The organism is Phytohabitans aurantiacus (genome assembly GCF_027923225.1).
In the GTDB taxonomy this organism is placed as follows: Bacteria; Actinomycetota; Actinomycetes; order Mycobacteriales; family Micromonosporaceae; genus Phytohabitans; species Phytohabitans aurantiacus.
The window spans coordinates 14,263-40,909 of the sequence record NZ_BSDI01000060.1 but is presented as its reverse complement, the minus strand read 5'-3'; the positions used below and the strand labels follow the sequence as shown (position 1 = coordinate 40,909).

General features: G+C 71.0%; 26 protein-coding genes. 12 read left to right on the top strand and 14 right to left on the bottom strand.

From position 1 onward, the window contains the following. Positions 1 to 701: 701 nt before the first annotated feature. From QMG73_RS38290 to QMG73_RS38275, 4 genes are read right to left on the bottom strand one after another with little or no spacing between them, the layout of a single operon-like run. Positions 702 to 1,511, bottom strand: a complete 810-nt coding sequence (locus QMG73_RS38290; RefSeq protein WP_281903893.1) for an SAM-dependent methyltransferase — start codon at positions 1,509 to 1,511, stop codon at positions 702 to 704. Positions 1,512 to 1,549: 38 nt separating this feature from the next. Beyond that, positions 1,550 to 2,575 (bottom strand): NADP-dependent oxidoreductase, encoded by a 1,026-nt coding sequence (locus QMG73_RS38285; RefSeq protein WP_281903892.1) that lies wholly within the window; start codon positions 2,573 to 2,575, stop codon positions 1,550 to 1,552. Further along, the gene (locus QMG73_RS38280; RefSeq protein ID WP_281903891.1) at positions 2,572 to 2,994 is read right to left on the bottom strand and encodes an organic hydroperoxide resistance protein; all 423 of its coding nucleotides are present in this window, start codon (positions 2,992 to 2,994) and stop codon (positions 2,572 to 2,574) included. The genes QMG73_RS38285 and QMG73_RS38280 overlap by 4 nt, the downstream gene beginning before the upstream one ends. A gap of 9 nt (positions 2,995 to 3,003) precedes the next feature. Beyond that, the gene (locus QMG73_RS38275) at positions 3,004 to 3,450 is read right to left on the bottom strand and encodes a MarR family winged helix-turn-helix transcriptional regulator (protein WP_281903894.1); all 447 of its coding nucleotides are present in this window, start codon (positions 3,448 to 3,450) and stop codon (positions 3,004 to 3,006) included. A 152-nt stretch (positions 3,451 to 3,602) separates the two neighbouring features. Between QMG73_RS38275 and QMG73_RS38270 the strand changes: the two genes are divergently transcribed. After that, positions 3,603 to 4,973 (top strand): NAD(P)/FAD-dependent oxidoreductase, encoded by a 1,371-nt coding sequence (locus QMG73_RS38270; RefSeq protein ID WP_281903890.1) that lies wholly within the window; start codon positions 3,603 to 3,605, stop codon positions 4,971 to 4,973. On the opposite strand, the gene QMG73_RS38265 is transcribed toward QMG73_RS38270, so the two are convergent. Further along, positions 4,954 to 6,198 (bottom strand): sialidase family protein, encoded by a 1,245-nt coding sequence (locus QMG73_RS38265; RefSeq protein WP_281903889.1) that lies wholly within the window; start codon positions 6,196 to 6,198, stop codon positions 4,954 to 4,956. The genes QMG73_RS38270 and QMG73_RS38265 overlap by 20 nt on opposite strands. Before the next feature lie 54 nt (positions 6,199 to 6,252). Next, positions 6,253 to 6,960, bottom strand: coding sequence for a hypothetical protein (locus QMG73_RS38260; RefSeq protein WP_281903887.1), 708 nt, complete (start codon positions 6,958 to 6,960; stop codon positions 6,253 to 6,255). A 112-nt stretch (positions 6,961 to 7,072) separates the two neighbouring features. On the opposite strand from QMG73_RS38260, the gene QMG73_RS38255 reads away from it, so the two are divergent. Beyond that, complete coding sequence (locus QMG73_RS38255; protein WP_281903886.1) at positions 7,073 to 8,038, top strand: NAD(P)H-dependent flavin oxidoreductase; 966 nt, start codon at positions 7,073 to 7,075, stop codon at positions 8,036 to 8,038. 11 nt (positions 8,039 to 8,049) lie between these two features. On the opposite strand, the gene QMG73_RS38250 is transcribed toward QMG73_RS38255, so the two are convergent. Next, a complete protein-coding gene (locus QMG73_RS38250) occupies positions 8,050 to 9,597 on the bottom strand; it encodes an MFS transporter (RefSeq protein ID WP_281903885.1) in 1,548 nt (515 codons plus the stop codon). A 122-nt stretch (positions 9,598 to 9,719) separates the two neighbouring features. Here QMG73_RS38250 and QMG73_RS38245 point away from each other — a divergent pair, with 122 nt between their 5' ends. Next, a complete protein-coding gene (locus QMG73_RS38245; protein WP_281903884.1) occupies positions 9,720 to 10,739 on the top strand; it encodes an ROK family protein in 1,020 nt (339 codons plus the stop codon). 46 nt (positions 10,740 to 10,785) lie between these two features. Here QMG73_RS38245 and QMG73_RS38240 read toward each other — a convergent pair whose 3' ends face one another. After that, a complete protein-coding gene (locus QMG73_RS38240; RefSeq protein ID WP_281903883.1) occupies positions 10,786 to 11,967 on the bottom strand; it encodes an MFS transporter in 1,182 nt (393 codons plus the stop codon). A 63-nt stretch (positions 11,968 to 12,030) separates the two neighbouring features. On the opposite strand from QMG73_RS38240, the gene QMG73_RS38235 reads away from it, so the two are divergent. Next, entirely contained in the window at positions 12,031 to 13,020 is a 990-nt protein-coding gene (locus QMG73_RS38235) for a LacI family DNA-binding transcriptional regulator (RefSeq protein WP_281903882.1), read from the top strand. A 1-nt stretch (position 13,021) separates the two neighbouring features. Next, the gene (locus QMG73_RS38230; protein ID WP_281903881.1) at positions 13,022 to 14,224 is read left to right on the top strand and encodes a cysteine desulfurase-like protein; all 1,203 of its coding nucleotides are present in this window, start codon (positions 13,022 to 13,024) and stop codon (positions 14,222 to 14,224) included. Between the two features lie 433 nt (positions 14,225 to 14,657). On the opposite strand, the gene QMG73_RS38225 is transcribed toward QMG73_RS38230, so the two are convergent. The 3 genes from QMG73_RS38225 to pdxR all read right to left on the bottom strand — a co-directional run bounded on the left by QMG73_RS38225 (position 14,658) and on the right by pdxR (position 18,272). After that, a complete protein-coding gene (locus QMG73_RS38225; RefSeq protein WP_281903880.1) occupies positions 14,658 to 15,107 on the bottom strand; it encodes a GNAT family N-acetyltransferase in 450 nt (149 codons plus the stop codon). A 135-nt stretch (positions 15,108 to 15,242) separates the two neighbouring features. Then, positions 15,243 to 16,763, bottom strand: coding sequence for an L-arabinose isomerase (gene araA, locus QMG73_RS38220; protein ID WP_281903879.1), 1,521 nt, complete (start codon positions 16,761 to 16,763; stop codon positions 15,243 to 15,245). A gap of 120 nt (positions 16,764 to 16,883) precedes the next feature. Beyond that, the gene (gene pdxR / locus QMG73_RS38215) at positions 16,884 to 18,272 is read right to left on the bottom strand and encodes a MocR-like pyridoxine biosynthesis transcription factor PdxR (RefSeq protein WP_281903878.1); all 1,389 of its coding nucleotides are present in this window, start codon (positions 18,270 to 18,272) and stop codon (positions 16,884 to 16,886) included. A gap of 47 nt (positions 18,273 to 18,319) precedes the next feature. On the opposite strand from pdxR, the gene QMG73_RS38210 reads away from it, so the two are divergent. Next, positions 18,320 to 18,775 carry a carboxymuconolactone decarboxylase family protein gene (locus QMG73_RS38210; protein WP_281903877.1) on the top strand — a complete coding sequence of 152 codons (456 nt, stop codon included), beginning with the start codon at positions 18,320 to 18,322 and terminating at the stop codon, positions 18,773 to 18,775. Next, positions 18,772 to 19,563 carry an isocitrate lyase/PEP mutase family protein gene (locus tag QMG73_RS38205; RefSeq protein WP_281903876.1) on the top strand — a complete coding sequence of 264 codons (792 nt, stop codon included), beginning with the start codon at positions 18,772 to 18,774 and terminating at the stop codon, positions 19,561 to 19,563. The genes QMG73_RS38210 and QMG73_RS38205 overlap by 4 nt, the downstream gene beginning before the upstream one ends. Positions 19,564 to 19,583: 20 nt before the next feature. Here QMG73_RS38205 and QMG73_RS38200 read toward each other — a convergent pair whose 3' ends face one another. Together QMG73_RS38200 and QMG73_RS38195 are read right to left on the bottom strand one after the other, a co-directional pair. Further along, positions 19,584 to 20,738: a sensor histidine kinase gene (locus QMG73_RS38200; RefSeq protein WP_281903875.1), complete on the bottom strand. Its 1,155-nt coding sequence runs from the start codon at positions 20,736 to 20,738 to the stop codon at positions 19,584 to 19,586. Then, positions 20,735 to 21,391: a response regulator transcription factor gene (locus QMG73_RS38195; protein WP_281903874.1), complete on the bottom strand. Its 657-nt coding sequence runs from the start codon at positions 21,389 to 21,391 to the stop codon at positions 20,735 to 20,737. Before QMG73_RS38195 ends, QMG73_RS38200 begins: the two co-directional genes overlap by 4 nt. 109 nt (positions 21,392 to 21,500) lie before the next feature. On the opposite strand from QMG73_RS38195, the gene QMG73_RS38190 reads away from it, so the two are divergent. Genes QMG73_RS38190 through QMG73_RS38175 form a run of 4 tightly spaced genes read left to right on the top strand, consistent with a single transcriptional unit; the run spans position 21,501 to position 25,001 of the window. Further along, a complete protein-coding gene (locus tag QMG73_RS38190; protein WP_281903873.1) occupies positions 21,501 to 22,043 on the top strand; it encodes a hypothetical protein in 543 nt (180 codons plus the stop codon). Continuing rightward, positions 22,040 to 23,101, top strand: coding sequence for an efflux RND transporter periplasmic adaptor subunit (locus QMG73_RS38185; RefSeq protein ID WP_281903872.1), 1,062 nt, complete (start codon positions 22,040 to 22,042; stop codon positions 23,099 to 23,101). The genes QMG73_RS38190 and QMG73_RS38185 overlap by 4 nt, the downstream gene beginning before the upstream one ends. Next, positions 23,098 to 23,802 carry an ABC transporter ATP-binding protein gene (locus QMG73_RS38180; protein ID WP_281903871.1) on the top strand — a complete coding sequence of 235 codons (705 nt, stop codon included), beginning with the start codon at positions 23,098 to 23,100 and terminating at the stop codon, positions 23,800 to 23,802. The genes QMG73_RS38185 and QMG73_RS38180 overlap by 4 nt, the downstream gene beginning before the upstream one ends. Further along, a complete protein-coding gene (locus QMG73_RS38175; protein ID WP_281903870.1) occupies positions 23,799 to 25,001 on the top strand; it encodes an ABC transporter permease in 1,203 nt (400 codons plus the stop codon). The genes QMG73_RS38180 and QMG73_RS38175 overlap by 4 nt, the downstream gene beginning before the upstream one ends. 59 nt (positions 25,002 to 25,060) lie before the next feature. On the opposite strand, the gene QMG73_RS38170 is transcribed toward QMG73_RS38175, so the two are convergent. Then, positions 25,061 to 25,609, bottom strand: coding sequence for a CGNR zinc finger domain-containing protein (locus QMG73_RS38170; RefSeq protein WP_281903869.1), 549 nt, complete (start codon positions 25,607 to 25,609; stop codon positions 25,061 to 25,063). Positions 25,610 to 25,681: 72 nt separating this feature from the next. Between QMG73_RS38170 and QMG73_RS38165 the strand changes: the two genes are divergently transcribed. Further along, positions 25,682 to 26,644: an EamA family transporter gene (locus QMG73_RS38165; RefSeq protein WP_281903868.1), complete on the top strand. Its 963-nt coding sequence runs from the start codon at positions 25,682 to 25,684 to the stop codon at positions 26,642 to 26,644. The last annotated feature ends 3 nt before the right edge of the window (positions 26,645 to 26,647 follow it).

Sequence of the window (26,647 nt, the reverse complement as noted above, 5' to 3'; positions counted from 1 at the left end):
CCCACCCCACCAAGCCGCGCGCCCACCAACGCCGGCTTCGGGCCACGCCGCAAAAGGCGCGGCGTAGCCGTGCGTCGTGAGGTCGCACGTCGCAAGAGCCCGCCACTCACCACGCCGATCAAGGGCATTCGCATGGATCAAGGGCGAACGCACGTGGAAAAGAGATCCAACCGCGTGCATTCGCCCTTGATCGGCGCGGCCAGGCCAGGCCAGGCCAGGCGCGCAAGGCGCGGCGCGGCCAGCACAGCGGGGCGAGGCGCGGCGGAGTGCGGCTTGGCGTGGCGCGGCCGGGCGCGGCGAGGCGCAGTGCGGCCAGGCACCGCGAGGTGCGGCGCGTGCGTTTGCCCTTGATCGGTGCGTGAGAAGGGCGTGACGAGATGTGTGTGCCGGTGGGGATGGGCACCTATCCCCACCGGCACCATCGGTGCGGCGTGCACCGTGTACGCGATAGCCGGCCCCACGATTCCGGCATCCCCGCGCCCACACCAAAAGAGTAGGCCCGTCCAGGTTTCGGGTGGTGACACGCCTATGACGTTATTGTTTCGACTCTGGTCAATCGATCGACGTGTCCGAGCAGGGCGTCGAGCCTTAGAGCCGGTTGGTAGGCCTGCGATCGGCCGCGCCGGGCCCAGACGACGACCGACTTGCCGGACGCCGCCTGGACCTCGCCGCAGCTCGACCGCAGGCTTACCAACAGGCTCTTACGGGACTCGGGCCACCGCCGCGAACGTCGCGGACCGGAATGGCTCGGCGTGCAGGGCGTCGCTCTCGTCGGGCTGCCACTCGGGCGTCCACACCACGCCTGGTTCGAGGATTTCGAGACCGCCGAACAGAGCGGTGACCTCGTCGCGGTCGCGGTGGATTATCGGTGCGCCCGCCTCTTCGAAGACCTTCTTGATGACGGCCTCGATTTCGGGGCGGGGGTCTTCGGTGGTGTGCGAGATGACCAGGAAACTGCCGGGCGCCAGCACCGACTTGTATCGAGCCATGATGTCGGCGATGCCATCATCGTTGGCCACGTAGTGGAGTACCGCCACCATCATCAGACCCAGCGGCTGGCTGAAGTCGATCAGCCGCTGGGTCTCGGGCGCGTGCAGCACCGCCTCGGCGTCGCGCATGTCGGCGTCGACGATCGCCACGTTGGGCACGTCGGCGATGATCTCGCGGGTGTGTGCGACCGCGACCGGTTCGTTGTCGACGTACACGACGCGGGCGTCGGGGTTGAGCTGCGTGGCGATCTCGTGCACGTTGCCGACGGTCGGGATGCCGGAGCCCAGGTCGAGGAACTGCGTGATGCCCTGCGACACGCAGTACCGCACGGAGCGCTGCAGAAACGCCCTGTTGGACCGGGCGACGAGCGGCGCGTCCGGGTACGCCGTGAAGAACGCCTCGGCGGCGGCCCGGTCGGCGGCGAAGTTGTGCGCGCCGCCGAGCGCGTAGTCGTAGATGCGGGGCGCGCTCGGCGTGTCGATGTCAGTGCCGGGCGGCGGCCACGTACTCGACTCTGACATCGAAACCCCCAGGTTTAGGAATGCAACAACGCAGAATCCTACGACAGGCGCACGACCATCTTGCCGACGTTGTCGCCGCGCAGCATGCCGAGGAACGCGCGGACGGAGTTTTCCAATCCGTCGACGGTCGTCTCGTCGAAGCGCACCTTGCCGTCGCGCAGCCACTCGGCCATCTGGGCCGCGAACTCGTCCGCCAGGTGGCCGTACGAGCTCACGATGAAACCCTTCAGCGTCAGCTGCTTGCCGATCGCCAACGCGAGGTTGCGTGGCGCCGCGGGCGGTGTCGTGTTGTTGTACTGAGCGACCGCTCCGCACATCGCGACCCGCCCATGTGGACGGAGCGAGGAGAGCGCGGCCTCCAGGTGGTCGCCGCCGACGTTGTCGAAGTACACGTCGATCCCGTCGGGTGCGGCCTCTCGCAGCGAATCGCCGACCGGGCCGTCGTGGTAGTCGAATGCCGCGTCGAAGCCCAACTCTCGCGCGTACGCCACCTTGGCGGCGCTGCCCGCGCTGCCGACGACGCGCGCCGCACCGCGCAGCTTGGCGATCTGGCCGGCGAGGCTGCCCACCGCGCCAGCGGCGCTGGAGATGAAGACAGTGTCGCCGGGACGCATCGCGCCGACCTCGACCAGCCCCGCGTACGCGGTGAGTCCGGTCATGCCGAGCGCGCCCAGGTATGCGGTCGGTGGCGCGAGGCCGGGGTCGATCACCTTGGTGCGGCTCGCGTCGAGTACCGCGTAGTCGCGCCATCCGAGCCCGTGCACCACCAGGTCGCCGACCTTGCGGTCGGGGGACTCGGAGACGATGACCTCGCCGACCGCGCCGCCATCCAGCGGTGCGTCCAGCGCGAACGGCGGGACGTAGGACTTGACGTCGTTCATCCGCCCGCGCATGTACGGGTCGACCGACATGGCTATGTTGCGCACGATGACGTGACCCGGGCCGGGCGATGGCACCGGCGCCTCGACGATCTGGAAGTTTTCCGCCACGGGCCAGCCCGACGGGCGCGAGGCGAGCCGCACCTCACGGCCGATGAGCCGCCCAGCGGCCGCTCCGGCGCTCATTCGTCCACCACCGTCAGTTTGACGTCGATGTTGCCGCGCACCGCGTTCGAGTACGGGCAAACCTGGTGCGCGCGGTCGACGAGCTGCTGCGCGGCCACGCGCTCGACGGACGGCAGGGCGATTTCCAGCTCGACGGCGAGACCGAAACCACCATCGCCGTTGGGTCCAATGCCGACACGGCCGATGACGGTCGATCCGCTGACGTCCGCGCGCGCCTGGCGCGCGACGCGCCGCAGCGCGGAGTGGAAGCACGCGGCGTATCCGGCCGCGAAGAGCTGCTCGGGGTTGGTCGCGCCGCCGGCACCACCCAGCTCCTTCGGTACGGCCAGATCGGCCTCGAGGAGGCCGTCGAAGCTGCGGACGTGCCCCTCGCGCCCGTCGCCAGTTGCCAGCGCTTCCGCGGTGTACAGCACCTGCATCGTGTGCTCCTACTTCTTCTTGGCCGCCAGCTCCGCAGCGGCAATGTCCATAGTGGATGCCAATGTGGTGAGTGTGTCGCGCAGTTCCACGAGCGTTTTCCTGTCGAGACCGGTTGCGGCCACGAGCGTGGCCGGCACGCTGCGCGCACGGGCCTGAAGCTCCGTGCCCGCGGCGGTCAGCCGCACCTCGACCACGCGCTCGTCGCCGGCCGTCCGGTGGCGCGCCACCAGACCAGCGGCCTCCATGCGCTTGAGCAGCGGCGAGAGCGTGCCGGAATCCAGACGCAGCTCTTCGCCGAGCTCCTTCACCGTGCGCCCGTCGCGCTCCCAGAGCACCAGCAGCACCAGGTACTGCGGATACGTCAGGCCGAGCTCGTCGAGCAGCGGCCTGTAGAGCGCGGTCGTCGCCCGGGATGCCGCGTAGAGCGCGAAGCACACCTGGCGCCGGAGGGCCATCTCATCCACGTACTGAACGGTAACTTGCAATTAAGTTGTGCACAACCAAACCAGGTGTGACCCCGCCCTCATCGGCGCGGACCGGGGCATATAAGAATCCCGACACCCTTGCCGACCTGACCAGTCGCGGCGACATCGGCCACTATGGAGGCATGCCCGAGTACCGTCACGCCATCGTCGTCGGCGGCAGCCTCGCCGGCCTTTGTGCTGCCCGCGCCCTTGCCCAGCATGTCGAGCAGGTCACCGTCGTCGAGCGTGACCGGTTTCCGGACGAGCCCAAGGTGCGCAAGGGCGTGCCTCAGGCTCACCATCTGCACGTGCTCATCACCGCCGGTCAGCGCGCCCTGGAGCGGCTCTTTCCCGGCATGATGGCCGAGCTGCACGCGCTGGGCGCGGTGCCGGTCGCCGCGCCGACCGACATTCTGTATCTGAGTACCACCGGCTGGCGGGAGCGGTTTCCGCCGACGCACGGCCTGGTGGGGGCCAGCCGGGAGCTGATCGACTGGACCGCCCGGCGGCGGCTCGTCGAGGATCACCGGGTGCGGTTCCGCACCGCGCAAATCGTCGTCGGGTTGCTGCCGAGTGCCAGCGGTGATGGCGTCGCCGGCGTCGAGGTCCGCGACCGGGAGACCGGTGTGATCGAGCGGATCGCCGCCGACCTGGTGGTCGACGCAAGCGGGCGGAGCTCGCGCAGCCCCGACTGGCTGGCGCAGCTCGGATACGGGCGGCCGGAGGAGAGCCGCGTCGACGCCGGTCTCGGATACGCCAGCCGCCGCTACCGGTTGCGCCCCGGCGCGGTCGACGGATGCAAAAACATCCTGCTCATGCCCAAGCCGCCGGAGTCGTCGCGGGGCGGCGTGCTGTATCCGATCGAAAATGACCGTTGGATGGTGACTGTCGGAGGGCTGGGCAACGACTGCCCGCCGACCGACGAGGAGGGCTTCCTGGAGTTCACGCGAAGCCTGCGCAGCCCTCTGCTGTACGACGCGATCCGGGACGCCGAGCCCGACTCGCCGATCCACGGCTTCCGGCAGACTGCCAACCACCGCCGGCACTTCGAGGCGATGCCGCGGTGGCCGGACGCGTTCCTTGTCGTGGGTGATGCGGCGTGCTCGTTCAACCCCGTGTACGGCCAGGGGATGGCCGTCGCGGCGATGGCCGCGGTGCGCCTCGACGACCACCTGCGAAGCCACCCCGGCGCCTTCGGGCGCGAAATGCAGGCAGCCGTCGCCGAGTGCAGCGCCGCCGCCTGGCTCATCGCCACGGGCGCCGATTTGCGGTACCCGACCACCGCCGGCCCGCGCCCCGGACGGCTCAGCCGGCTCTCGCACTGGTACCTCGATCGCACGTCCGATGTGGCCAACCGCGACGCGCGAGTGTCCGAAGTGCTCACCGACGTGCTGCATCTCGTCTCGCCGCCAGCGGCGCTGATGCGGCCGGGCATCGCGCTCCGGGTGCTCCGCGGGCGGCCCGGCCCGAGGCTGACCGAGCCGCCGATGAGCGCTACTCGGTTGCCCCGTTGAGAATCCAGGGCAGGTTCACCTTGCGGAACACAATGGACACGTGCGAGGTGTCAGTGTTGTTCCTGTCCTCATTGACTTCGATGAGCGCGCCAACGTAGTAGTCCGCCGTCTTGGCCATGCTGGAGTACCCGCCCTCCGCCCACGCTCCGGAGCCCAACGCCGCCCAGTCAGGCAGCGGGGCGTCGCTGAGGAACCGGTGCACCGGCCAGGTCTTGCCCTCGTCGTAGCTGATCCGCAGGTTCATCTTGGTGCGGGTCAGCGTGCTGGCCGAGTTGAGGAAGACGATCCGCGTCGGTGAGTCCAGGTTGTACCGCAGCACCGAACCCTGCATCGCCGGATCCAGCAGCGTTTCGTCCGGCGCGAACGTGGTGTAGGCGCCACCGATCGTGCCGCGCGAGACCCACCGGCGCTTTCCCGTGTTCCATACCTGCGTGGTCGCGCGGTCGTTGCGCATCAGCCGGCCGTCGGTCAGTTCGAGTACAGTGCCTTCGCTGGTGCCTTCCTGGTACGCGCCGCCGCTGGTCGTGATGCGCTGCACCTTCCAGCTAACGCCGTGGTCGTCGCTGTAGATGTTGCGGTGCTGCGCGGGAATGACCAGCCGTCCGGTCGAGGTCTGGATGCCGACGCCCGGCCCGATGGCGTCCCACGCCCACGGGTCGCCGTTGGCCAGCGTTCGAGGTTTCAGAGCCGCCGTCATGTCGACCGGGTCGCTAAAGGACAGTCCGTCGTCAGTGCTGCTGGAGACGTACACCTTGCGGTGCTCCCACGCGGTGATCTTCGTCGTGCCGTCCACGCCGTTGATGCTGTATCCGGCCGGGTTCCACGACATGAAGAGCCACACCTTGTTGTTGCTCTCGTCGACCACGGCGGTCGGGTTGCCCCACGTGCCCAGTCCGGCGCCGACCACCTCCTGCAGCCCCGACCAGGAGGCGCCGTTGTCGATGGAGCGCTTGTAGAGCAGGTTGATGTTTCCGTGGTCGTCGTTCGCCGCCGCCCGTCCCTCGACGAACGCCAGCAGCGTGTTCGACCGGGTGCGGACCAGCGACGGGATGCGGAACGAGTGGTACGTGATGCCGTTGAGCGACTCGCTGCCGCCACCGTCGAAGAGCAGGCGCTCGCTGTGTGCGGGCGTCGCTGCGCCGGCCGGGCGGGACAGTGCTGTCACCGCCAGGCCGGCGAGCAGGCAACCGGCTACGAGGAAGGACGTCCTACGAATGTTGGCCACGCAGCCATGATCGCAAATATCCTTCGACGTTCGTAAGTGGATGGTAGGTGAATTTCACACTGTGCGCAGTGCGGCCGCGGCCGCCGGCGTGAGCTTCAGGTTCGCGTCGAACGTGAGCGACGACTCGCCCGCGGGCGACGGCAGCCCCGTGATGGAGTTGAAGAGCGCGGCCACCAGCAGCGGGCACTTCCAGGTGTGCTGCGCCGCCGGCACCGGGTCCTCGTTGCCGACGAGCTTGCCGTTGAGGTTCGTCATGTCGGTACCGCCGAATGGAGCACCGGTCAGGGCCCCGCTGCGGTCCGTGGTGAGCGCCGAGCGGAACGGTCCGATCGAGCACTTACTCAGTAGGAGATCGGCCGTGGCGACCACCTGGCCGCTGAGTGCGATGTGGATGCCGTCGGCGCCGAACGTCACCGGCCCGCTGAAGTCGGTCACCGGCACGATCTCGACCTCGACCGAGAGCAGGCCCACCGGCACCGAAAGCGGCTCGAACGCCAGGTTTTCCTTGGGAATGACGCCTTCCAGCGTCAACTCGGGTGTCCACCGTACGACGCCGCACGCGGTGGCCGTGGCGCCGGTCGCCGGATCCAACTGTCCGATCTGGACGGCACCGTTGCTGAGCGTACTGGTGAACGGGATGCCGTCCGTCGGGCAGGCGGCCGCCGCGGCGGCGAACCGCGGCGCTACGAAAAGGGTCGAGAGAAGGGCTAGTAGGGCGAGACTGGTAAGGCGCCAGCGGCGGCGCGCAGGGATGAGCGACACGTCTCCACCTCCGGGAGTGTGGCACTGAAGTCGCTACCGATCGGTAAGTTACCGGCGAGTTTAGGATGTGTAACGGCGGCCGTCAATGTGTTGTTTCGGGGTAGGGTACGACGTGGTTTGGAGCGATACGCCGCTGGCGCGCGACCTCGGAATACGCCTGCCGATCGTCCAGGCGCCCATGGCCGGCGGCCCCTCGACACCGCACCTCGCCGCCGCCGTCTCGGCCGCCGGCGGCCTCGGCTCCATCGCGGGCGCGATGCTCGCCCCTGACCAGCTCCGCGCGGCGATCACCGCGGTCCGGTCACTCACCGGCGCGCCTTTCGCGGTCAACCTTTTCGCACCGCAGCCGCCGCCGCGCACCGACCGGGTCGCGGAGTGGTCCACCTTGACCGGTGTACCGCTTGCGGAGCGACCGCCTCCGCCAAGCTTCGACGATCAGCTCGACGTCATAGTGTCCGAGCGGGTGCCGGTCTTCAGCTTCACGTTCGGGATACCGCCTCTCGCGGGCGTCGACGCGGTCATCCTCGGCACCGCGACGACGGTGGCCGAGGCGGTCGCGCTCGAAGAGGCGGGCGTGACCGCGGTGGTGGCCCAGGGCTTCGAGGCCGGCGGTCACCGCGGCACCTTCGACCGCCCAGTCGACCGATCATTGATCGGCACGCTAGCGCTGGTACCGCAGATCGTCGACGCGGTATCGGTGCCGGTGATCGCGTCCGGCGGCATCATGGACGGTCGCGGGATCGCGGCGGCGTTCATGCTCGGGGCTCAGGGCGTGCAGTTGGGCACCGCGTTCCTGCGCTGCCCCGAGGCCGGCACCACCGACGCGCACCGGCGGGCGGTGGGGCAGGAAACCACCGTCACCCGCGTCCTGACCGGCCGCCACGCCCGCGCCGTACGCACCCCGCTCGTCGACCGTCTCGAGTCCTCCACAGTGGACCCGCCCGACTACCCGCTGCCCCGCTACCTGACCCCCGAGCCCCCCATGCTCGTGGGCCAGGCCGGCGCGCTGTCACGGGATCTCCCCGCCGCGGACCTGGTAGCAACCCTCGCCTCCGAAACCACAATCCTCCTCCCGTGAAGGGGGTGGGGTTAGAACCAGGGGGAGGGGCCGGTCGCCGCCGGGATGGGGCGTTTCGTGGATGGTTTGGTGTCGAGGGCGGGTGTGAAGCGGCGTGGTGCCGCCGGCAGAGCCAGCCGGTTGCTTGCCGGCAACGCGGCCACGGGTGCCGCGTCTGGGCGCCGCCGCGGCCGGTCGGTGATCGTCACCAGCATTGCCAGCAACGCGAACGCCACCCCCGCCGCCCCGAACGCCCACGCGTACCCGCCCGTGGTCGCCACCACGGCGCCGGCGTCGGCCAGGTGCGCGCTGCGTGCCGCGGCCACCGCCATCAGCATGGTCAGGCCGACGGTCGGGCCCACCTCCATCGCGGTATTCATGACGCCGCCGGCCAGTCCGGCCTGCCGGGCCTGTACGCCCGCCAAAGATAGGACGGTCGCGCCCGCGAACGCGAGCGCCAGCCCGGTGGCGACGAGCAGGAGGCTGGGCAGGATGCCGGTGGTGTACGGGGTGCTCGGGTCGAGTGTCGCTAGCAGGAGCAGCCCAGCGGCGGCACACGTCAGGCCGAACGCGATGACGCCGTGAGGGCCGCGGCGTTCGAGCCGGCGCCGGCACAGCCGTCCCGCGAGCAGCAGCGTGATCCCGTACGGGAGGAACGCGGCCGAAGTGCGCAGCGGCGTCCAGTCGCGGATCTGCTGGAGGTACAGGCCGAGCAGCAGGGTGATCAGCGAGGCGCCGGCCGCCGCGAACGCGATCGTGAGCAGGCCGACGATGCGGCTGGTGTCGTCGAGGAACGACAGCGGCAGCAGCGGGGAGCGGCCGCGCGCCTCCACCGCGATGAAGAGCAACAGCAGCAGTACGCCACCACCGAGTGGACCGGCGACCATCGGGTCGGTCCACGGATACTGGTCGGTGACGACGAGGCCGTAGCTGACCAGGGTCACCCCGGCGGTGGCGAGGACCGCGGCGAACAGGTCGAGCTGCGGGCGCTCGACCGGCGCGCTGCGCGGCACGAGCCGAGGGGCGATCAGCAGCCCGAGGATGGCCACGGCGATGCCGGGCGCGAACATGTACCGCCACGACACCCACGTGCACACGCCAGCGGTGAGGATGCCCGCGGTCGCGCCGAGCACGGACAGCCCGCCCCAACGGGCCATCGCGCGGCGGTGACTCGCCGGGTCGGCGTACAGGCGATGCAGGACCGCGACGGCCGCCGGCGCCGCGAGCGCCGCGCCCACGCCCTGCCCGAACCGCGCGGCCACGAGCATCTCAAAACCATTCGAGAACGCCGCCGCGGTCGACGCGACGGCGAAGAAAGCCAGGCCCGTGAGCAGCAGGCGGCGGCCGCCGTACCTGTCGACGAGCCGGCCGCCGAACAGCAGCAGCCCGCTGAAGGAGAGCGCGTACGCCGCGCTGACCAGGATCAACTCTGACCGGGTGAGCCCCCAGAGCGTGCCGATGGCCGGCAGGGGGACGGACACCACGGTGATCGTGAAGATGAGCGTCGCCTGGACGGTGCCCAGCAACGCGAATGCTCTGCGGCGCCTGACGATGGCGCGCCGGGGGAATGGCACTACCATGGCCGGTCCTCCCCGGGCCGGGCTTGAATACGATCAGTGGCCGACCCATCACCGTTCGTATCACTGTATCAATATCCATCGTCATGTAGGGACCCGTGCCGGCCAGATCGTACGATCAAGGCGTGCACGCATCAGCCGGTCCCGTGGTCGTAGGTCTCGACGTGGGTGGGACCAGTACCAATGCCACCCTTCTCGACGCGTCCGGCCAGTTCCTCATCGATCGCATGGTCGAGACGCCGAGCTGCGTCCTGCAGGGGCCGGAGGCCGCCCTCGACGCGCTCGCCGGCTCGGTCGAGCAGGTGCTCAGCCTGACCGGCACGGACGCGGCGGCGGTACGCGCCGTCGGGCTCGACACGCCCGGCCCGGCCAGCGCCGACGGGGTGATCTCCTCCCGCGGCGCCACGAACTTCTCGTTGCCCGCCTGGTACGGCTTCGACATCCGGGGCGCTCTCGAGGCGCGGCTCGGCTTGCCCGTGGTCTACAACAACGACGGCAACGCCGCCGCCCTGTACGCCCACGTAGTGCACTTCGGCGCCGACGCGTTCGCGCGCTCGTCGATCTCGGCGATCGTGGGCACCGGGCTGGGCGGCGGCGTCATCGAGTCCGGGCAGGTGGTCAAGGGCGCCACGGGTACCGCTGGCGAGCTGGGCCACGTCCACATCCCGCTCGACGGGCTGCTCGCCGACGGGCAGCAGGTCCCGAAGTGCAACTGCGGGTTCAGTGGTGACGTCGAGAGCGTCGCGTCGCTGACCGGCATCGTGAAGAACCTGCTGCCGTACTGGCTGACCCGCTTCGACGGGCACGAGCTGGCGGCGGTGCCGATCGACAAGGCGGCCCGGCTGGTCCGGTCGTACGGCGAGCGGGGCGACCCCCTCGCGCGGGCGATCTTCGAACAGCAGGCGATGGCGCTGGGGCGGCTCTTCACGATCGCGGCCAACTTCACCGACCCGCACGCGTTCTTCGTGGGTGGCGGGGTCGTCGAGACGGTGCCGGAGTTCCGCGACTGGTTCCTGGGCAAGGTGCGCGAACACACCGTGCTGCGGCGGGAACAGTCCGAAACGGTCACCTTCTCCCTGGTACCCGATCTCGACATGGCCGGGGCGCGCGGCGCCGCGCTGGCCGCGCAGGCCCTCCACCCGTGATCAAAGCTTCATTCAAGTGGTAAGAGCGACTTGAATGAAGCTTCGATCACGGTGCAGCGGGCTGGCGGCGCGTAGCCGGCACGAGCGCGAGTGCGGGCAGCAGGATCAGCGGGACGATCAGCAGCGCCTTGAGCGTGCCGGTGTGGTCGCCGAGGAAGCCCACCAGCGGGGGACCGGCCAGGAATGCCGTGTACCCGATCACCGCGACCACGCTGACCCGCGCGGGCGCCCGGTGTTCCTCGTCGGCCGCGGCGCTCATGCCCACGGGGAAGCCGAGCGACGCGCCCACGCCCCACAGCGCGACGCCGGCGAGGGCGACCGCCCACGAGTTGGCGAGTATCGCGATCAGCGCGCCGGCGCCCGCGATGAAGATCGTGACGGTGAGGGTGCGGACCCGGCCCCAGCGGTCGATGGCGAGCGTGCCGAGGGTGCGCCCGGTGGTCATCGCGGCCACGAACACGCCGAACGTCGCCGCGCCGGCCGCCTCGGTCACGCCGTGACCGTCGACGAACGCCACCGCCAGCCAGTCGTTCGCGGTGCCCTCGGTGAACGCCATGATCAGTACCAGAAGGCCGATCAGCAGCGTGCGCGGCTCGCGCCAGGCGGCGAGGACGCCGCCCGACTTCTCGCGCGGGGCTTCCGGGTCGGCCGCCAGGAAGGAGCGGACGGCGACGAGAGTACCGGCGAGCATGACGCCCGCCGCGAGCATGAGGTGCGCGGCGAGGGGAAGTCCGACGCGCGCCGCGCCGGCTCCGATGCCCGCGCCCGCGACCGTGCCGAGGCTCCACGCCGCGTGGAAGCGCGGCATGATCGTGCGGCCGAGCCGGCGCTCCACGGCCGCGCCCTCGACGTTCATGGCGACGTCGCACGTGCCCGACCCGTACCCGAGTGCGAAGATTCCCAGTCCCACCACGACGATCGAGGCCATGCCGCCACCCAGGCCGGCGATCGCGAGGCCTGCCGCGGCGATGGCCGCCGCCATCGTGACCGTGCGGCGCGGGCCGAGCCGGTGGGTGATCACGCCGGACGTCGGCATGGCCAGGATCGCGCCGGCAGACATCGCGAGCAGCAGCATGCCCAGCCGTCCCGCGGACAGGTCGAGAGCGTCGCGCGCGGCCGGCACGCGGGCGAACCACGAGGCGACGCCGAGCCCGTTGAGCCCGAACACCACCGCGACGCCGTTGCGGGCGGACAGTAAGTACTGTGGCGGGGCGGTGGTCGTGACCATGTCGTCGATACCACCTCTGAAAGCGCTCTCACTTCAAGCGGCTGGTGATGCATGATTGCTCACATGAGTAGACCCGCGACACACCGCGCCACGCTGGACGACGTCGCGCGCGCCGCCGGCGTGTCGCGCTCGACCGCCTCCCGCGTCATCGCGGGGTACGGGCCAGCCTCGGCCGCGACGCGTGACCGGGTCGTCGAGGCGGCCGGCCAGCTCGGGTACGCGCCGAACCCCGCCGCCCGAGCCCTCGTGACCGGCACCGGCTTCCGGCTCGTCGTGGCCGTCGTCGGCGCGACACCGGACGTGCTGCACGACCCCTACGTCGACCGGGTGGTCAGCACCGCCGCCAGCATGTGCGCCCCGCACGACGTCGGCGTCTCGCTGCGCTGGCTGTCGCTGAACGCACCCAGCGACCTGTACGCCATGGCCAGCGACCCGAGCGTGCACAGCGTGCTGCTCGTCAACACCACCCAGGCTGTCCTCGACGCCGTGCCGGCGCGGCTGCTCGGGCGCGTGGTGTCGATCGGCGTCGGCTCGCCGCAGGTGCCCGGATTCGACGTCGACAACGGCGGCGCGGCGGCGGCGACGCTCGCACACCTGTACGACTCGGGCCGGCGCCGGATCGCGATGGTCACCGGTCCACAGTGGATGCCCTGCACGCACCGGCCCGTCGAGTCGTACCTCGCCGCCATGCGCGCCGCCGGCCTGCCCGCGCGGTCGGTCGAGGGCGACTTCACCGTCGCCAGTGGACGGACCGGCATGGCCGAGGTGCTGCACCGCTGGCCGGACACCGACGCGGTGTTCGCCGGCAGCGACGCCATGGCGCTGGGCGCGCTCGCCGTCCTGCGCGAGCGCGGCGTCGACGTGCCGGGCGACATCGCCGTCGCGGGCTTCGACGACGTGCCGTTCGCGGCGCTGAGCGCGCCGGCGCTCACCACCGCCACCCACCCCGTCGAAGAGATCGCCGCCGGGGCCGTCACCGCTCTAATGGCGGGATCGCGGGTACCGCCGGCGACCGCGTACGCCTCCAGGCTGGTCCTTCGGGAGAGCGCCTGACATGGCTTTCGACGTATCGTTGACGCGGGCCGCCTATCCCGCGCTGGCAGACGGATACGCGTACCTCGACGGGGCGGCCGGCACGCAGGTGCCGCAGAGCGTCGTCGACGCGATCGCGGGCGCGTACCGATCGGGCATCGGCAACGTGGGCGGCGCCTTCCCCGCGAGCGACCGCTCCGGCGGCATCGTCGCCGAGTGCCGCGCGGCGGTCGCCGACCTGGTGGGCGGTCACCCCGACGGGGTCATCCTCGGGCCGAACATGACGACGCTGACGTACCGGTTGGCCGCCGCGCTGAGCCGCGACTGGGCGCCCGGCGACGAGGTGGTCGTCTCCCGCCTCGACCATGACGCCAACGTGCGACCCTGGGTGCAGGCCGCTTCGCGGGTGGGCGCGACCGTGCGCTGGGCCGAAGTGGACACCGCCACCGGAGAGTTGCCGGTAGAGCAGTACGACACGCTGATCGGCCCGCGCACCAGGCTGGTGGCGGTCACCGCGGCGAGCAACGTGCTCGGCACCCGCCCGGATGTGGCCGCCATCACGGCTCGCGCCCGCGGTGCCGGCGCATTGTCCTATGTGGATGGTGTGCACGCGAGCGCGCACGGATACACTGACATGGTCGCGCTGGGCGCCGACTTCTACGCCACCAGCGCATACAAATGGTCCGGCCCGCACGTCGGTGCCGTGGTCGCGGATCCGGCCCTGCTGTCGACCGTACGTCCCGACAAGCTCGCCTCGTCGCCCGACACCGTGCCGCAGCGCTTCGAGACGGGTACCTCACCGTTCGCCGACTTCGCCGGTGTGGTGGCGGCGGTCGAGCACCTGGCTGGGCTGGACCCCGCGGCGACCGGCGACCGGCGGTCACGCTTGCGGTCCTCTTTGGACGCGGCTGAGATGTATGAGCGGGAGCTGTTCGGCGTACTGTTGAACGGGCTGGAGGCGATGCCGCACGTAACGCTGTACGGCAAGCCGGCCCGGCGCACCGCCACGGCGTACTTCACCGTGGCCGGCCGCACCCCAGCCGCCGTCGCCGAGCACCTCGCCGCCCACCGCGTCAACGTGTGGCACGGCCACAACTACGCGTGGGAGGTCACGGCCGCACTCGGCATCCGCGACGCGGGCAGCGCGGTCCGCGCCGGCCTAGTCCACTACAACAACGAGGCCGACGTCGACCGCTTACTCTCCGCCATCACCGACCTGCCCTAACCAACCACTCCTGCACGGTCCGAGCGTCCCGTCCCGCGCCGCCCGTCCCGTCCCGTGCCGCGCCGTCCGTGCCGTGCCGTCCGTGCCGCGCTGTCCCGCGCCGCGTCGCGCTGTCCCGCGCCGCGTCGCGCTGTCCCGCGCCGCGTCGCGCTGTCCCGCGCCGCGTCGCGCTGTCCCGCGCCGCGTCGCGCCGTCCCGCGCCGTGGCGCGGACGCGCCCTCTCCGCCGATCAAGGGCGTATGCACGTGGTTGGATCTCTGTTCGCGTGCGTTTGCCCTTGATCCATGCGAATGCCCTTGATCGGCGGCCGCTGGCGGCGTCGTGCGCGGAGCGAAATGTGCGGCTTCGGGTGCTACGCGCATGGCGCGTCAGCGCCGGCCCGCCGGATGCCCTCACGGCGCCAGGACACCTCGCCGCCCGCGGGCGGTTGCGGCTACCTCTTGATCCAGCGCGTCCAGTCGGGGTCGCGCTTGTACCCGGCTGCCTGCCACGCGTGGTGGGCGAGTTCGTTGCGGTCGAGGACCATGGCGTCGAGGCGTCGGGCGCCGAGGGCGCTCAGGCGCCGCTCGGCCGCTTCGAGTAGCGCGGTGCCGATGCCGCGGCGGCGTTGGTCGGGGTGCACGGCGAGCCGGTACAGGTGGGCGCGCCAGCCGTCCCAACCGGCGATCACCGTGCCGACGATCTGGCCGTCGGCCTCGGCTAGCAGCAGCGCCTCGGGATCGCGCGCGATCAGCGCGCCGACGCCGTCGGGGTCGTCGCTGATGCTCGTGCCCTCCGCCCCCACGCGCCAGAACGCGAGCACCGCGTCGATGTCCGCGTGTGTAGCGGCTCGAACGGTGACCACAGTCGTGTCCTTTCGCTCGTCGATCAAGGAGATGTTCATGGATCAAGGGCGAACGCACGCGGAAAAGAGATCCAACCACGTGCATTCGCCCTTGATCGACGAAAAGAGCGGCGCGCCGCGCGCGCGGAGAGCGCCGCGCCGCGACAGGAAGCGGCGTGCGGTGCGCGGCGAGTGCTACAGGCCCTGGGCGAGTTTGTAGTATGCGGCGTTTAGGCGGATCTCCCGGGTGAAGGAGCGAAGGTCGGTCGTCGCGTCGATGGTCAGCAGCTCGATGCCGGCCATGTCGGCGAAGTCCTGGAACGCCTCGATACCCACCGCCGTCGTCATCACTGTGTGGTGTGCCGCGCCGGCCGTCAGCCACGCCGCTGCCGACGTGTGGAAGTCGGGCTCGGGCTTCCACACCGCGCGGGCCACCGGCAGCTTCGGTAGCGCCTCGTCGGGCTGGATGACGTCGACGACGTTGGCCGTCAGGCGGAACCGGTCGCGCATGTCGCTCAGCGCCACCACGACCGCCGGGCCGGAGTCGGCGTTGAAGACCAGGCGTACCGGGTCTTCGCGCCCGCCGATGCCGAGCGCGTGGATCTCCAGGGAGGGGCGGGAGGTGGTGAGGCCGGGGCTGACCTCCAGCATGTGCGCACCGAGGATTTTCTCCTCGCCGGGCACCATGTGGTAGGTGTAATCCTCCATCAGGGAGGCGCCGCCGGGCAGGCCGGCACCCATGACGGTCGCGATGCGCACCAGTACGGCGGTCTTCCAGTCGCCCTCGGCGCCGAACCCGTATCCGTCGGCCATGAGCCGCTGCACGGCGAGCCCGGGCAGCTGGCGCAGCGCGCCCAGGTCTTCGAACGTGGTGGTGAACGCGCTGAAGTCGCCCCCGGTCAGGAAGCTGCGCAGGCCCACCTCGATCGCGGCGCCGTACCGCAGCGACTCGTGCCGGTCGCCGCCGGGCCGCAGGGCGGGCACCACGTCGTACAGGTCGAGGTATTCGCTGATCAGAGCGTCGATGTCGGCGGCGGAAGCGGCCTGCACGGCGTCGGCCAGGTCGTTGACGCCCCAAGTGTTAACCTGAACACCGAGGCGCAACTCAGCCTCGGTTTTATCGCCTTCGGTGACCGCCACGTAGCGCATGTTGTCGCCGAATCTGGCCAGCTTCAGCTCGTGCGCGGCGCGCCAGCCGGCGGCGGCGCGCGACCAGGTGCCGATCGCGGCGGTGACGCGCGGGTCGGTGGCGTGGCCGACGACGGTCTTGCGGGCGACGCCGAGCCGCGTCTGGATGTATCCGAACTCCCGGTCGCCGTGGGCGGCCTGGTTGAGGTTCATGAAGTCCATGTCGATCTCGGACCAGGGCAGCGCCACGTTGGCCTGCGTGTGCAGGTGCAGCAGCGGCTTGTCGAGGGCGTCGAGGCCCGCGATCCACATCTTGGCCGGGGAGAAGGTGTGCATCCAGGCGACGACGCCGATGACCTTGTCGTCGGCGTTGGCGTCGAGCATGGCCCGCCGGATCGACGCGCTGTCTTTGAGGACCGGCTTCCACGTGAGGGTGACGGGGATGTCGCTGGCCTCCCCGAGCACGCGGGCGATCTCCCGCGACTGGTCGGCCACCTGCCGCAGGGTGTCCTCGCCGTACAGCCCCTGGCTGCCGGTCAGGAACCAGACCTCGTACCCGGACAGGTCCGGGATGATGCTTGTGCTCAACGAAAGCTCCTCTGCCTGGTGGGGCGTGCCGACTAAGTTTGCCGCCCCGGCGCCGCCCTGGTGTGCCCGCGCCGCCTTCATGGTGCCCACGCCGTCGTGGTGTGCCCGCCCAGGGACCGCTCAGCCCCCGCGCAGCACCCTGGCGAGGGTGTCGAGCGCCGCGAGGTATCCGCGCTCCGGCGGCGTGCCGTAGCCCACGATGATGCCCTGCGGCCGCTCGCCGGCCCCGGTGCCAGCGGTGTGCCAGTGGCTGCCCAGCTCGCCGACGGCGAGTCCCCGGTCGGCGGCGGTGGCCAGCACCTCGCTCTCCGTTGGCCCGCCAGCGGGCAGGGTGATCATCGCATGGAGACCAGCCGCGATCCCACCCAGCGGGTGCCTCCTGCCGAGGCGGGCAACCAGCAGGTCACGGCGCCGACGGTACCGGAGACGGCAGGCCCGCACGTGCCGGTCGTACCCGTGTGTGGCGATCAGGTCCGCGAGAGCGAGTTGCCCGAGACTTTCGGTGTGGGCGTCGGCGTACCGTTTGGCCTCGGTGACCGGTTCGACGAGGTGGGCGGGGAGCACCATCCACGCCAGCCGGAGCGCCGGGCCGAGGGTCTTCGAGGCGGTGCCGACGTAGACGACACGATCCGGTGCCATGCCTTGCAGCGCCCCGACGGGCTGCCGGTCGTACCGGAACTCGCCGTCGTAGTCGTCCTCGATGATCAACCCGTCGGTGGCGGCTGCCCACTCGGTGAGCGCGTGCCGGCGGTCGGGCGCGAGGGTGGCTCCGGTCGGGTACTGGTGTGCGGGGGTGACAAGTACCGCTCGCTCCCTTGTGGACAGCAGGTCGGTGCGCACGCCGTGCTCGTCCACGGGAATCGGCAGCACGCCGTGCCCGTGGCGGCGGATCAGCTCCCGGTGGAACGCGAGGCCCGGGTCTTCGGTGGCGATCGGCCCGTCGACCAGTCCGGCGAGCAGCGCCAGCGCCTGCACGTACCCGGATGTCACCACGATGCGGTCCGGGCTCGCGAGCACGCCGCGGGCGCGGCCCAGGTACTCGGAAAGCACCGTGCGCAGCTCGTGCGTGCCGGCGGGGGTGTCGTAGTCGTACCGGCTGGCGGGCGCCGTCGCGAGCGCGCGCCGAAGCGACCGGAGCCACGCCGTGGTGGGGAAGGTCGACACGTCAGGGCTTCCGGGGCGCAGGTCGTAGCGCGGCGCGGCGCCCTCCGGCTCGGTTTTCGAGGAGGCCGGTCGCGGCGCGGGCGGTAGTCCCGCGACCACCGTGCCCGAGCCGTGCCGCGCGGCGAGGTAGCCCTCGGCGACGAGCTGGTCGTAGGCCGCGCTGACGGTGTTGCGGGCGAGGCCGAGCTCGGCGGCGAGGGCGCGGGTGGAGGGCAGCCGGGTGGCCGGCGTGAGCCGCCCGGCCCGGATGGCGTCGCGCAGCGCGCGCTCCAGCCCCGCCCGCCGGCTCCCGCCGCCCAGGTCGAGGTGCAGGTCGCCACCGAAAGTGGCCCAATTTCGCGGCACAATATTGGACCTTAGCGCGGAGCCACTTGCTCCGTAGTGTCATTGGCATGACAACGACGACCGGCACCGTCCGCCTAGCGGTGGACACGCTCGCCCCGCATATCAACCGCGCCATGAACAGCCTCGACGCGGCGTCCCGCAAGACCGACCTCGAACCCGTCCTGCTCGACCTCGTGCGCGCTCGCGCCTCGCAGCTCAACGGCTGCGCGTACTGCGTCGACACGCACAGCCGCGACCTGCGCGAGGCCGGCGAGTCCGAGCGCCGCGTCTACGCGCTGCCGGTGTGGCGGGAGACGCCGTTCTTCACCGCGCGCGAGCGGGCCGCCTTGGAGCTGACCGAGGCCGCCACCCGGCTGACTGACGGCCCAGTCAGCGACGAGGTGTACGGGCGGGCGGCGGCCGAGTTCTCCGAGAAGGAACTGGCCGAGCTGATCTGGACGATCACGGTCATCAACGCCTGGAACCGGCTCGGCGCCATCGCGCACCCCTGGCCCCTCTCATGAGGTCCGCGACCGGCGCCTCCGCCCGCGATCCGGGGCCGGCGCTCGCCGCCCGAGCGGCCGCGCTGCGTGCGCTGCACCGCCCGGGAGACCCGCTCGTGCTGGCCAACGCGTGGGACGCGGCGTCCGCGCGCGCCACCCAGGCCGCGGGTTTCGCGGCCGTCGCCACCAGCAGCGCCGCGGTCGCGGAGGTGCTCGGGTACGCCGACGGCGAGACCACCCCGGCGGGAGAGATGCTCGACGCGGTCGCGCGGATCGTCCGGGCGGTCGAGGTACCGGTCACCGCCGACCTCGAGCGTGGATACCGGATGCGCCCTGCGGAACTTGTCGAGCGGCTCGCCGCCACGGGGGCGGTCGGCTGCAATCTCGAGGACTCGGATCCCGGTACCGGAAAAATGGTGGACCCCGGCGAGCAGGCCGATTTCCTCGCGGCCGTGCGTGCCGCGGCCGTCGAGGCCGGTTTTGACCTGGTCGTCAACGCGCGGATCGACGTGTACATGCCCGAGGTGGCGGGCGTACTCGACGAGGCGGTCGCACGGGCCGAGCGCTATCTGGCGGCCGGCGCCGACTGCGTGTACCCGATCGGCGCCACCGACGCGGACGTCCCCGCGCTGGTGGAGGCCGTGGGAGGCCGGGTCAACGTGCTGGCCCGAGCCGGCGGCCCGCGGATCGCCGACCTGGCCGCCCAGGGCGTGGCCCGAGTGAGCCACGGCTCAGGATTGTTCCGCGCGACGGCCGCCCACCACGAGGCCCAACTAGCGATGATCAGGGCGTCCCTGACGTCGTCCTAACGACATGAGGGACGCCCTGATCACGAGGGGTGGGGGAGGGGCGCGGCGGGGAGGGTGACGCGGACGGTCAGGCCGCCGCCATCCCTCGGGTCGGCGGCGACGTCGCCGCCGTGTGCGCGGGCCACCGACCGCACGATCGACAGGCCGAGGCCCACGCCCCGGTCCTGGCCCGTCCGCTCCCTGCCATATCGGCGGAACGGTTCGAACAGACCTGGGATCTCGTATCGGGGCACCACCGGCCCCGAATTGCTGACGGTCAGTTCGACACGGCTCTCGGGAAGCGTGCGGCAGGCGACCCGCACCCAGCCGCCGTCGCCGTTGTGGCGGATGCCGTTTTCGACGAGGTTCTGCACGAGGCGTTCGAGCAGCACCGGGTCGCCCAGCGTGAACGCCTCGGCGGGATCGGGGCAGCCGACCGTGATGCCCGCCTTGTCGGCCTCCGGCCCGAGCAGCCCGAGCGTGTGCTCGACGACGTCGGCGAGGTCCACCAGCGTCTGGTCGACCATCTCGTTTTCGGAGCGTGCCAAAAGCAGCAGGCCGTTGATGAGCCGCTCGTGCCGGGCGTTGATGTCGAGGAGCAGGTCGGTGAGCTGTCGGACCTCGGGTGTGGCCGCCTCGCGGTGCGCGGTGTATTCCAGCACCGCGCGGCTGAGCGTCAGCGGCGTGCGCAGCTCGTGCGAGGCGTTGGCGACGAAGCGGCGCTGCCCGTCGAACGACCGGTCCAGCCGCTCCAGCATGGTGTCGAACGCGTCCGCCAGCACCTTTATCTCGTCGCGTGGCCCGGTGAGTGCGATCCGTTCGTGCAGGCTGCGGTCGGCGGCGGGCGCGTCCGCGATCCGGTGCGCGGTCTCGGTGATGCGCTGCAATGGTTGCAGTGCCCGCCCGGCGAGCAGCCAGCCGAACGCGATCGCCACGGCGGTCACCAGCACGAGCGCGATGCCGCCTTGGGTGAGCAGGTTGGTGAGCGCGGCGTCCCGGAGCTGATCCGGCATCTTCGCGGCGTACTCGACGTTCGGCAGGTCGCTTCCGGGCGGGCGGTTGTATGTGGCGAGGACCTTGACGCCGAGCCGTTGGCCCAGCAGGACATAGGTGAGGGCGAGCATCACGACACCCGCGGTGAACAGCAACGCTCCATAGAGGACGGTCAGGCGGGCCCGGATCGGCAGGCGCTTCATCGGATGCGGTATCCCTCTCCGGGCACGGTCTCGATGACCGGCGGGTCGCCGAGCTTGCGACGCAGCTTGAGCACCGTGACCCGCACGGAAGCGGTGAACGGGTCGGCGTGCTCGTCCCACACCTTCTCCAGCAGGTGCTCGGCGCTGACCACCGCACCGCCGGCGCGCATCAGTTCGGTGAGCATCGCGAACTCCTTGCGGGACAGCGAGATGTAGCGGCCGTTGCGGTACACCTCGCGGCGGGGCATGTCGAGTCTGATGCCGGCGCGCTCCAGTACCGGCGGTGCCGCGGGACGGCTGCGGCGGCCGAGCGCCAGCACGCGCGCCCCCAACTCGGGAAAGGCAAAGGGCTTCGGCAGGTAGTCGTCCGCGCCGAGCGAAAGGCCCGCGACCCGGTCACCGATCTCGGCGGCGGCGGTGAGCATGAGTACCCGGGCCTCCGCGCCCGAGTCGACGAGCGCGCGGCACACATCGTCGCCGTGCACGACGGGCAGGTCGCGGTCGAGCACCACCACGTCGTAGTCGTTGACACCCAACCGTTCCAGGGCGGCATCACCGTCGTACGCGACGTCGACGGCGTGCGCCTCGCCCCGCAGCCACCTCGCGATCAGGTCGGCCAGCAGCCGTTCGTCCTCGACGACCAGTACACGCATCGTCCAATGATTACCGGGCGCGATGTTGTTTCCGCGTTAACACCGGACGAAACAGTGGGATAACCGCCGCGCGCGTTGACTTCGCTTCTCTACTGAAGGGGAGTCTTTGATGAGACTGGTTGTGGCAGTGGCGGCGCTTGCGATGGCGCTGACCGCGTGTGGCGGATCGACGCAGGATGACGACATCGCAACGGCGGGTAATGGGGCGGGGGCGAGCCCGAGCGCCAGCGCTTCCGCGGCCGGTGATCGCGCTTCGGCGGCGGGGGATCGGGACGAGCAGATGCTCAAATTCACCGAATGCATGCGCGGCGAGGGCGTCGACATGCCCGATCCCGAGCCCGGCGGCGGCATCCGCATCCAGGGCGGCGACCCGGCGAAGACCGACGCCGCGATGGCCAAATGCCGGCAGCACCTGCCGAACGGCGGCGAGATGGGCAGGATGAGCGCGGCCGACATGGAGAAGGCCCGCCAGTACTCGAAGTGCATGCGGGACAACGGGGTGACCGCCTTCCCCGATCCGGACCCGGAGACCGGCGGCATCATGCTGCGCGGCGGTCCGGGCAGCGGGCTCGACCCGAACAGCGACACGTTCAAGGCCGCGCAGAAGACCTGTGAGAACCTGCGGCCGCGGCGCGCCGGTGGCGCCGGATGAGCCGGCGACGACGCGCCAAGGTCCTGGTCGCCGCCGGGGTCGCGGTCGCCGCCGCCGGTGGCGGCACTGCGGCGGTCGGCTTTGGCGGTACCGGTGGAGGCGCGGCCGGTACCAGCGGGCTCCCGCCCACGACGGCGCAGGTGACCCGGTCGACGCTCACCGATTCGGAGACCGTGGACGGCACGCTCGGGTACGGTACGGAGACGGCGATGAGCGGCAGGCTCCCGGGTACCGTCACGTGGCTCCCCGCCGAAGGCGCCACCGTCAAGCGCGGCCAGCGATTGTACACAGTGGATGACGAGCCGGTGGTGCTGATGCGGGGGCGGCTGCCGATGTACCGTGACCTCCACACCGGGCTCGAAGGCGCCGATGTGAAGCTCTTCGAGGAGAACCTCGCCGCGCTCGGCTATGACGGGTTCACTGTGGACGATTCGTTCTCGTCGGCGACCGCCGCGGCCGTCGAGGAGTGGCAGGAGGATCTGGGCCTGCCGGAAACCGGGCGGGTGCGGGCCGGTCAGGTCGTGTACGCGCCCGGCGACGTGCGCGTGGCCGACCTCAAGGCGCAGGTCGGTGACGCCACCGGGCCCGGCCGGCAGGTGCTTTCGCACACCGGCACGACGCGTGTGGTCACCGTGCGGCTCGACATCGACCAGCAGCGGCTCGTGGCAGCGGGCACGGCCGCCTCGGTGGAGCTGCCGGACGGACGCGCCGTCTCCGGCAAGGTGTCCACTGTAGATACCATCATCGATCCGGGTAGCCAGAACCAGGAACCGGAGACACGGCTGGAGGTGACGCTCGCGCTCACCGACCAGAAGGGCCTCGGCACGCTCGACCGAGCCACGGTGGAGGTCACGTTCGTGGCGTCCAAGCGGGAAAACGTCTTGAGCGTGCCGGTCGCGGCGCTGCTTGCGCTGGCGGAGGGCGGTTATGGCGTACAGGTCGTCGAGGGCACCGGCACCCGGATCGTCCCGGTGGAGGTGGGCATGTTCTCCGGCGGGCGGGTCGAGGTGACCGGCGAGGGCCTGGCCGAGGGCATGTCCATTGGAGTCGCGGCGTGAGCGTTCTCGTCCTTGAGGATGTCACGAAGACGTACCCCGGAGGCGTGTCGGCGCTGCGCGGCGTCTCGATGGCGGTCGAGCGCGGCGAGATGGTCGCGATCGTCGGGCCGTCCGGGTCGGGCAAGTCGACGATGCTGCACGTCATCGGCACGCTCGACCGACCCTCCACCGGCACCGTGCGGGTCGACGGGCACGACGTTTCCCGGCTGTCCGACCGGCAGCTGTCGGCGCTGCGGGCGTCCCGGATCGGCTTCGTCTTCCAGCAGTTCCACCTGGCGTCCGGGGTACCAGCGGTCGACAACGTCGCCGACGGCCTGCTGTACTCCGGCGTCCGGCAGCGCGAGCGGCGCCGCCGGGCCGCGGCGGCGCTGACCCGGGTCGGGCTGGGGCACCGGCTCGAACACCGGCCGCACCAGATGTCCGGCGGCGAACGGCAGCGGGTGGCGATCGCCCGCGCGGTGGTCGGCGAGCCGGCGCTGCTGCTCGCCGACGAGCCAACGGGCAACCTCGACACCGCGTCGGGTACCGCCGTGATGGAGTTGCTGCGCGAGCTGCACGCGGCCGGTACGACGGTTGTCGTCATCACCCACGACCGGGAGATCGCCGCGGCCCTGCCCCGGCAGGTGCGCATGCGTGACGGCCAAGTGGTGAGCGAGGTCGCTTGGGATGGCGCCGCTTCTAACGCCGGGGGTGTGGTGTGAGGGCCTCATTGACGCCGGCCCGGCTGGGTGCGGCCGATCTGGTGCGCGTGGGCGGCGCCGGGCTCCGGACGCGCCCCATGCGGGCGTTCCTGTCGGCGCTGGGCATCGCGATCGGCATCGCGGCGATGGTGGCGGTGGTCGGCGTGTCCACGTCGAGCCGCGCCGACCTGGAACGCACCCTCGAAGCACTCGGCACCAACCTGCTCACCGCCGGCCCGGGCAACGACCTCTTCGGCGCACCCGCGACGCTGCCGACCGAATCGGTCGCGATGGTCGAGCGGATCGGCCCGGTAACCGACGTCTCGGCGACCGGACGGGTAGCCGACGCCCGCGTGTACCGCTCCGACCGGATCCCCGAGGTGGAGACGAACGGCTTGCTGGCGCTGGCCGCACGACTGGACCTACTGTCCACTGTGGGCGCGACAATGTCCCGCGGCACCTGGCTGAACGAGGCCACCGCGCGGTACCCGGCAGTGGTGCTCGGCAGCACCGCCGCCGCGCGGCTGGGAATCGGCACGCCCGGCGAAGACGTGCGGGTACTGGTGGGCGGGGAGTGGTTCACTGTGGTGGGCATCCTGGCGCCGGTGCCGCTGGCCCCGGAGCTCGACGTGGCCGCTCTCATCGGATGGCCGGCAGCGGAGTCCTATGTAGACTTCGATGGGCTGCCGACCACCATCTACACCCGGGCGCGCGAGTCGGCGGTTCCGGCCGTACGAGAGGTGCTCGCCGCGACCGCCAACCCCGAGGCGCCGAGCGAGGTCAAGGTGTCCCGCCCATCCGACGCGCTGGCCGCCAAGCAGGCAGCCGACCGCGCGTTCACCGGGCTGCTTCTCGGCTTGGGCGCGGTGGCGCTACTTGTCGGCGGCGTCGGAGTCGCCAACACCATGGTCATCTCGGTGTTGGAGCGGCGGGCGGAGATCGGGCTGCGGCGATCGTTGGGCGCGACGCGGGGGCAGGTGCGGGTGCAGTTCTTGGCAGAGTCCTTGCTGCTGTCTCTTCTGGGTGGGGCGGGCGGAGTGGCGGTGGGCACCGCAGTGACGGCGGCGTACGCCACGACGCAGGGCTGGCCAACCGTGGTACCGGTGTGGGCGATGGGAGGCGGTCTGGCGGCCACCTTGTTCATCGGTGCGGTGGCCGGCCTGTACCCAGCCGTGCGCGCCGCCCGCATGTCCCCGACAGAAGCCCTATCCGCTCCCTAACCCTCCACGGTGATCAGGGCGTCCCTCACGTTGTTAGAGCGACTTGAGGGACGCCCTGATCATGGGCGGAGCGCCGCGGCCTTGCGCGCGCGGTACGCCTCCACAGCAGCCTTGTTGCCGCAACCCGCGTCGCAGAAGCGTTTGGAGCGGTTCTTCGAGAGGTCGACCACTACGTTGCCGCAGTCGGGGTACTCGCAGATCCGCAAGCGGCGCAACTCGCCGCTGCGCACGACGTCGACGAACCCCATCGCCGCCTCGACCGCCATCCGCATCGCGAGCGGAGCGTCGCGCGGCACGGAGTGCAGGTGGTACGGCTCGTCGTCGTGCTTGACGAGTTGCGGGAGCGCGCTGCACTCCCGCAGTAGCCCGTTGACGATCTCGGCGGCGCGATCCTCGTCGGCGTACCAGACCTCGCGCAACCGGGGTCGTAGCGCGCGCACTTCGCGCAGCTCGGCGTCGGTGTGCTCGTGCCGGCCGGTCCAGCCGTACGCGCGGAAGAACGCGTCGAGCGCCGCCACGTCGGGGAGCCCTTCGCGGTCGGGGCCGGTGGTGTTCACGAGCGCGGCGGCGGTACCAAGGGCGATCTCCGTGTCATGAGCAAAAACCATCTTGACTCCTGTCACCTCGCTCGTCTAACGTCATCAGCATAGCGACTCTTTGCTTATTACAGGGGAGGGTAGATGCGACCCCAACGCTCCACCGGCACCGGCTTCGCACTGGCGCTGCTGTCGGCCGTCACGTTCGCGACGTCCGGCACGTTCGCGCGGTCGCTGATCGAGGCCGGCTGGTCCGCTGAGGCCGCCGTGGCGACCCGGGTCGGCTTGGCCGCGCTGGTCCTCGCCATCCCCGCCGTGATCGCGCTGCGCGGCAAGTGGCACGTGCTGCGGCGCAACCTCGGCATGGTCGGCGTGTTCGGGGTGCTCGCGGTCGCCACCGCCCAGGCATGCTTCTTCAACGCCGTCCAGTATCTGCCGATCGGTGTCGCACTGTTGCTGGAGTACCTCGGCATCATCCTCGTGGTGGGCTGGATGTGGGCGGCGCACGGCCAGCGGCCGCGGCGGTTGACCATCGCGGGGTCGGTGGCGGCCGTGTTCGGCCTCGTGTTCGTCCTCGACATCACCGGCGGCGCGCGCCTCGACCTGGTCGGCGTCCTGTGGGGGCTGGGCGCGGCCGTCGGGCTGGCCGCCTACTTCGTACTTTCGGCCCGCGGCGACAACGAGTTGCCGCCCGTGGCGCTCGCCAGCGGCGGCATGGGCGTCGGCGCGGTGGCGCTCGTCGCGCTCGGCCTGACCGGCGCGCTTCCGTTCGACGCCACGTTCGGTCAGGTCACATTCGCCGGGTACAGGATGAGCTGGCTGGTGCCGGTGCTGGGCCTTTCGCTGGTGGCGGCGGTGATCTCGTACGTCGCCGGTATCGGCGCGGCCCGCATCCTCGGGGCGCGGCTCTCGTCCTTCGTCGGGCTGACCGAGGTCATGTTCGCGGTGCTGATCGCCTGGCTGGTACTCGACGAGTTGCCCACAGCGGTGCAGTTGCTAGGCGGCGTGCTGATCGTCGCGGGCGTCACGCTGGTACGCCTGGACGAGCTGCGCCCGACGAAGGCCGAACCGGCTCCCGAGCCTGCACTGGCGACGACCAACGCGTAGGAC

Coding starts and splice junctions, on each gene's coding strand:
- QMG73_RS38165 (WP_281903868.1), top strand. CDS start 25,682: ATGCGACCCCAACGCTCCACCGGCACCGGCTTCGCACTGGCGCTGCTG.
- QMG73_RS38185 (WP_281903872.1), top strand. CDS start 22,040: ATGAGCCGGCGACGACGCGCCAAGGTCCTGGTCGCCGCCGGGGTCGCG.
- QMG73_RS38270 (WP_281903890.1), top strand. CDS start 3,603: ATGCCCGAGTACCGTCACGCCATCGTCGTCGGCGGCAGCCTCGCCGGC.
- QMG73_RS38195 (WP_281903874.1), bottom strand. CDS start 21,391: ATGCGTGTACTGGTCGTCGAGGACGAACGGCTGCTGGCCGACCTGATC.
- QMG73_RS38170 (WP_281903869.1), bottom strand. CDS start 25,609: ATGGTTTTTGCTCATGACACGGAGATCGCCCTTGGTACCGCCGCCGCG.
- QMG73_RS38280 (WP_281903891.1), bottom strand. CDS start 2,994: ATGCAGGTGCTGTACACCGCGGAAGCGCTGGCAACTGGCGACGGGCGC.
- QMG73_RS38240 (WP_281903883.1), bottom strand. CDS start 11,967: ATGGTCACGACCACCGCCCCGCCACAGTACTTACTGTCCGCCCGCAAC.
- QMG73_RS38190 (WP_281903873.1), top strand. CDS start 21,501: ATGAGACTGGTTGTGGCAGTGGCGGCGCTTGCGATGGCGCTGACCGCG.
- QMG73_RS38235 (WP_281903882.1), top strand. CDS start 12,031: ATGAGTAGACCCGCGACACACCGCGCCACGCTGGACGACGTCGCGCGC.
- QMG73_RS38275 (WP_281903894.1), bottom strand. CDS start 3,450: ATGGCCCTCCGGCGCCAGGTGTGCTTCGCGCTCTACGCGGCATCCCGG.
- QMG73_RS38230 (WP_281903881.1), top strand. CDS start 13,022: ATGGCTTTCGACGTATCGTTGACGCGGGCCGCCTATCCCGCGCTGGCA.
- QMG73_RS38200 (WP_281903875.1), bottom strand. CDS start 20,738: ATGAAGCGCCTGCCGATCCGGGCCCGCCTGACCGTCCTCTATGGAGCG.
- QMG73_RS38205 (WP_281903876.1), top strand. CDS start 18,772: ATGAGGTCCGCGACCGGCGCCTCCGCCCGCGATCCGGGGCCGGCGCTC.
- QMG73_RS38250 (WP_281903885.1), bottom strand. CDS start 9,597: ATGGTAGTGCCATTCCCCCGGCGCGCCATCGTCAGGCGCCGCAGAGCA.
- QMG73_RS38225 (WP_281903880.1), bottom strand. CDS start 15,107: ATGAACATCTCCTTGATCGACGAGCGAAAGGACACGACTGTGGTCACC.
- QMG73_RS38290 (WP_281903893.1), bottom strand. CDS start 1,511: ATGTCAGAGTCGAGTACGTGGCCGCCGCCCGGCACTGACATCGACACG.
- QMG73_RS38285 (WP_281903892.1), bottom strand. CDS start 2,575: ATGAGCGCCGGAGCGGCCGCTGGGCGGCTCATCGGCCGTGAGGTGCGG.
- QMG73_RS38210 (WP_281903877.1), top strand. CDS start 18,320: ATGACAACGACGACCGGCACCGTCCGCCTAGCGGTGGACACGCTCGCC.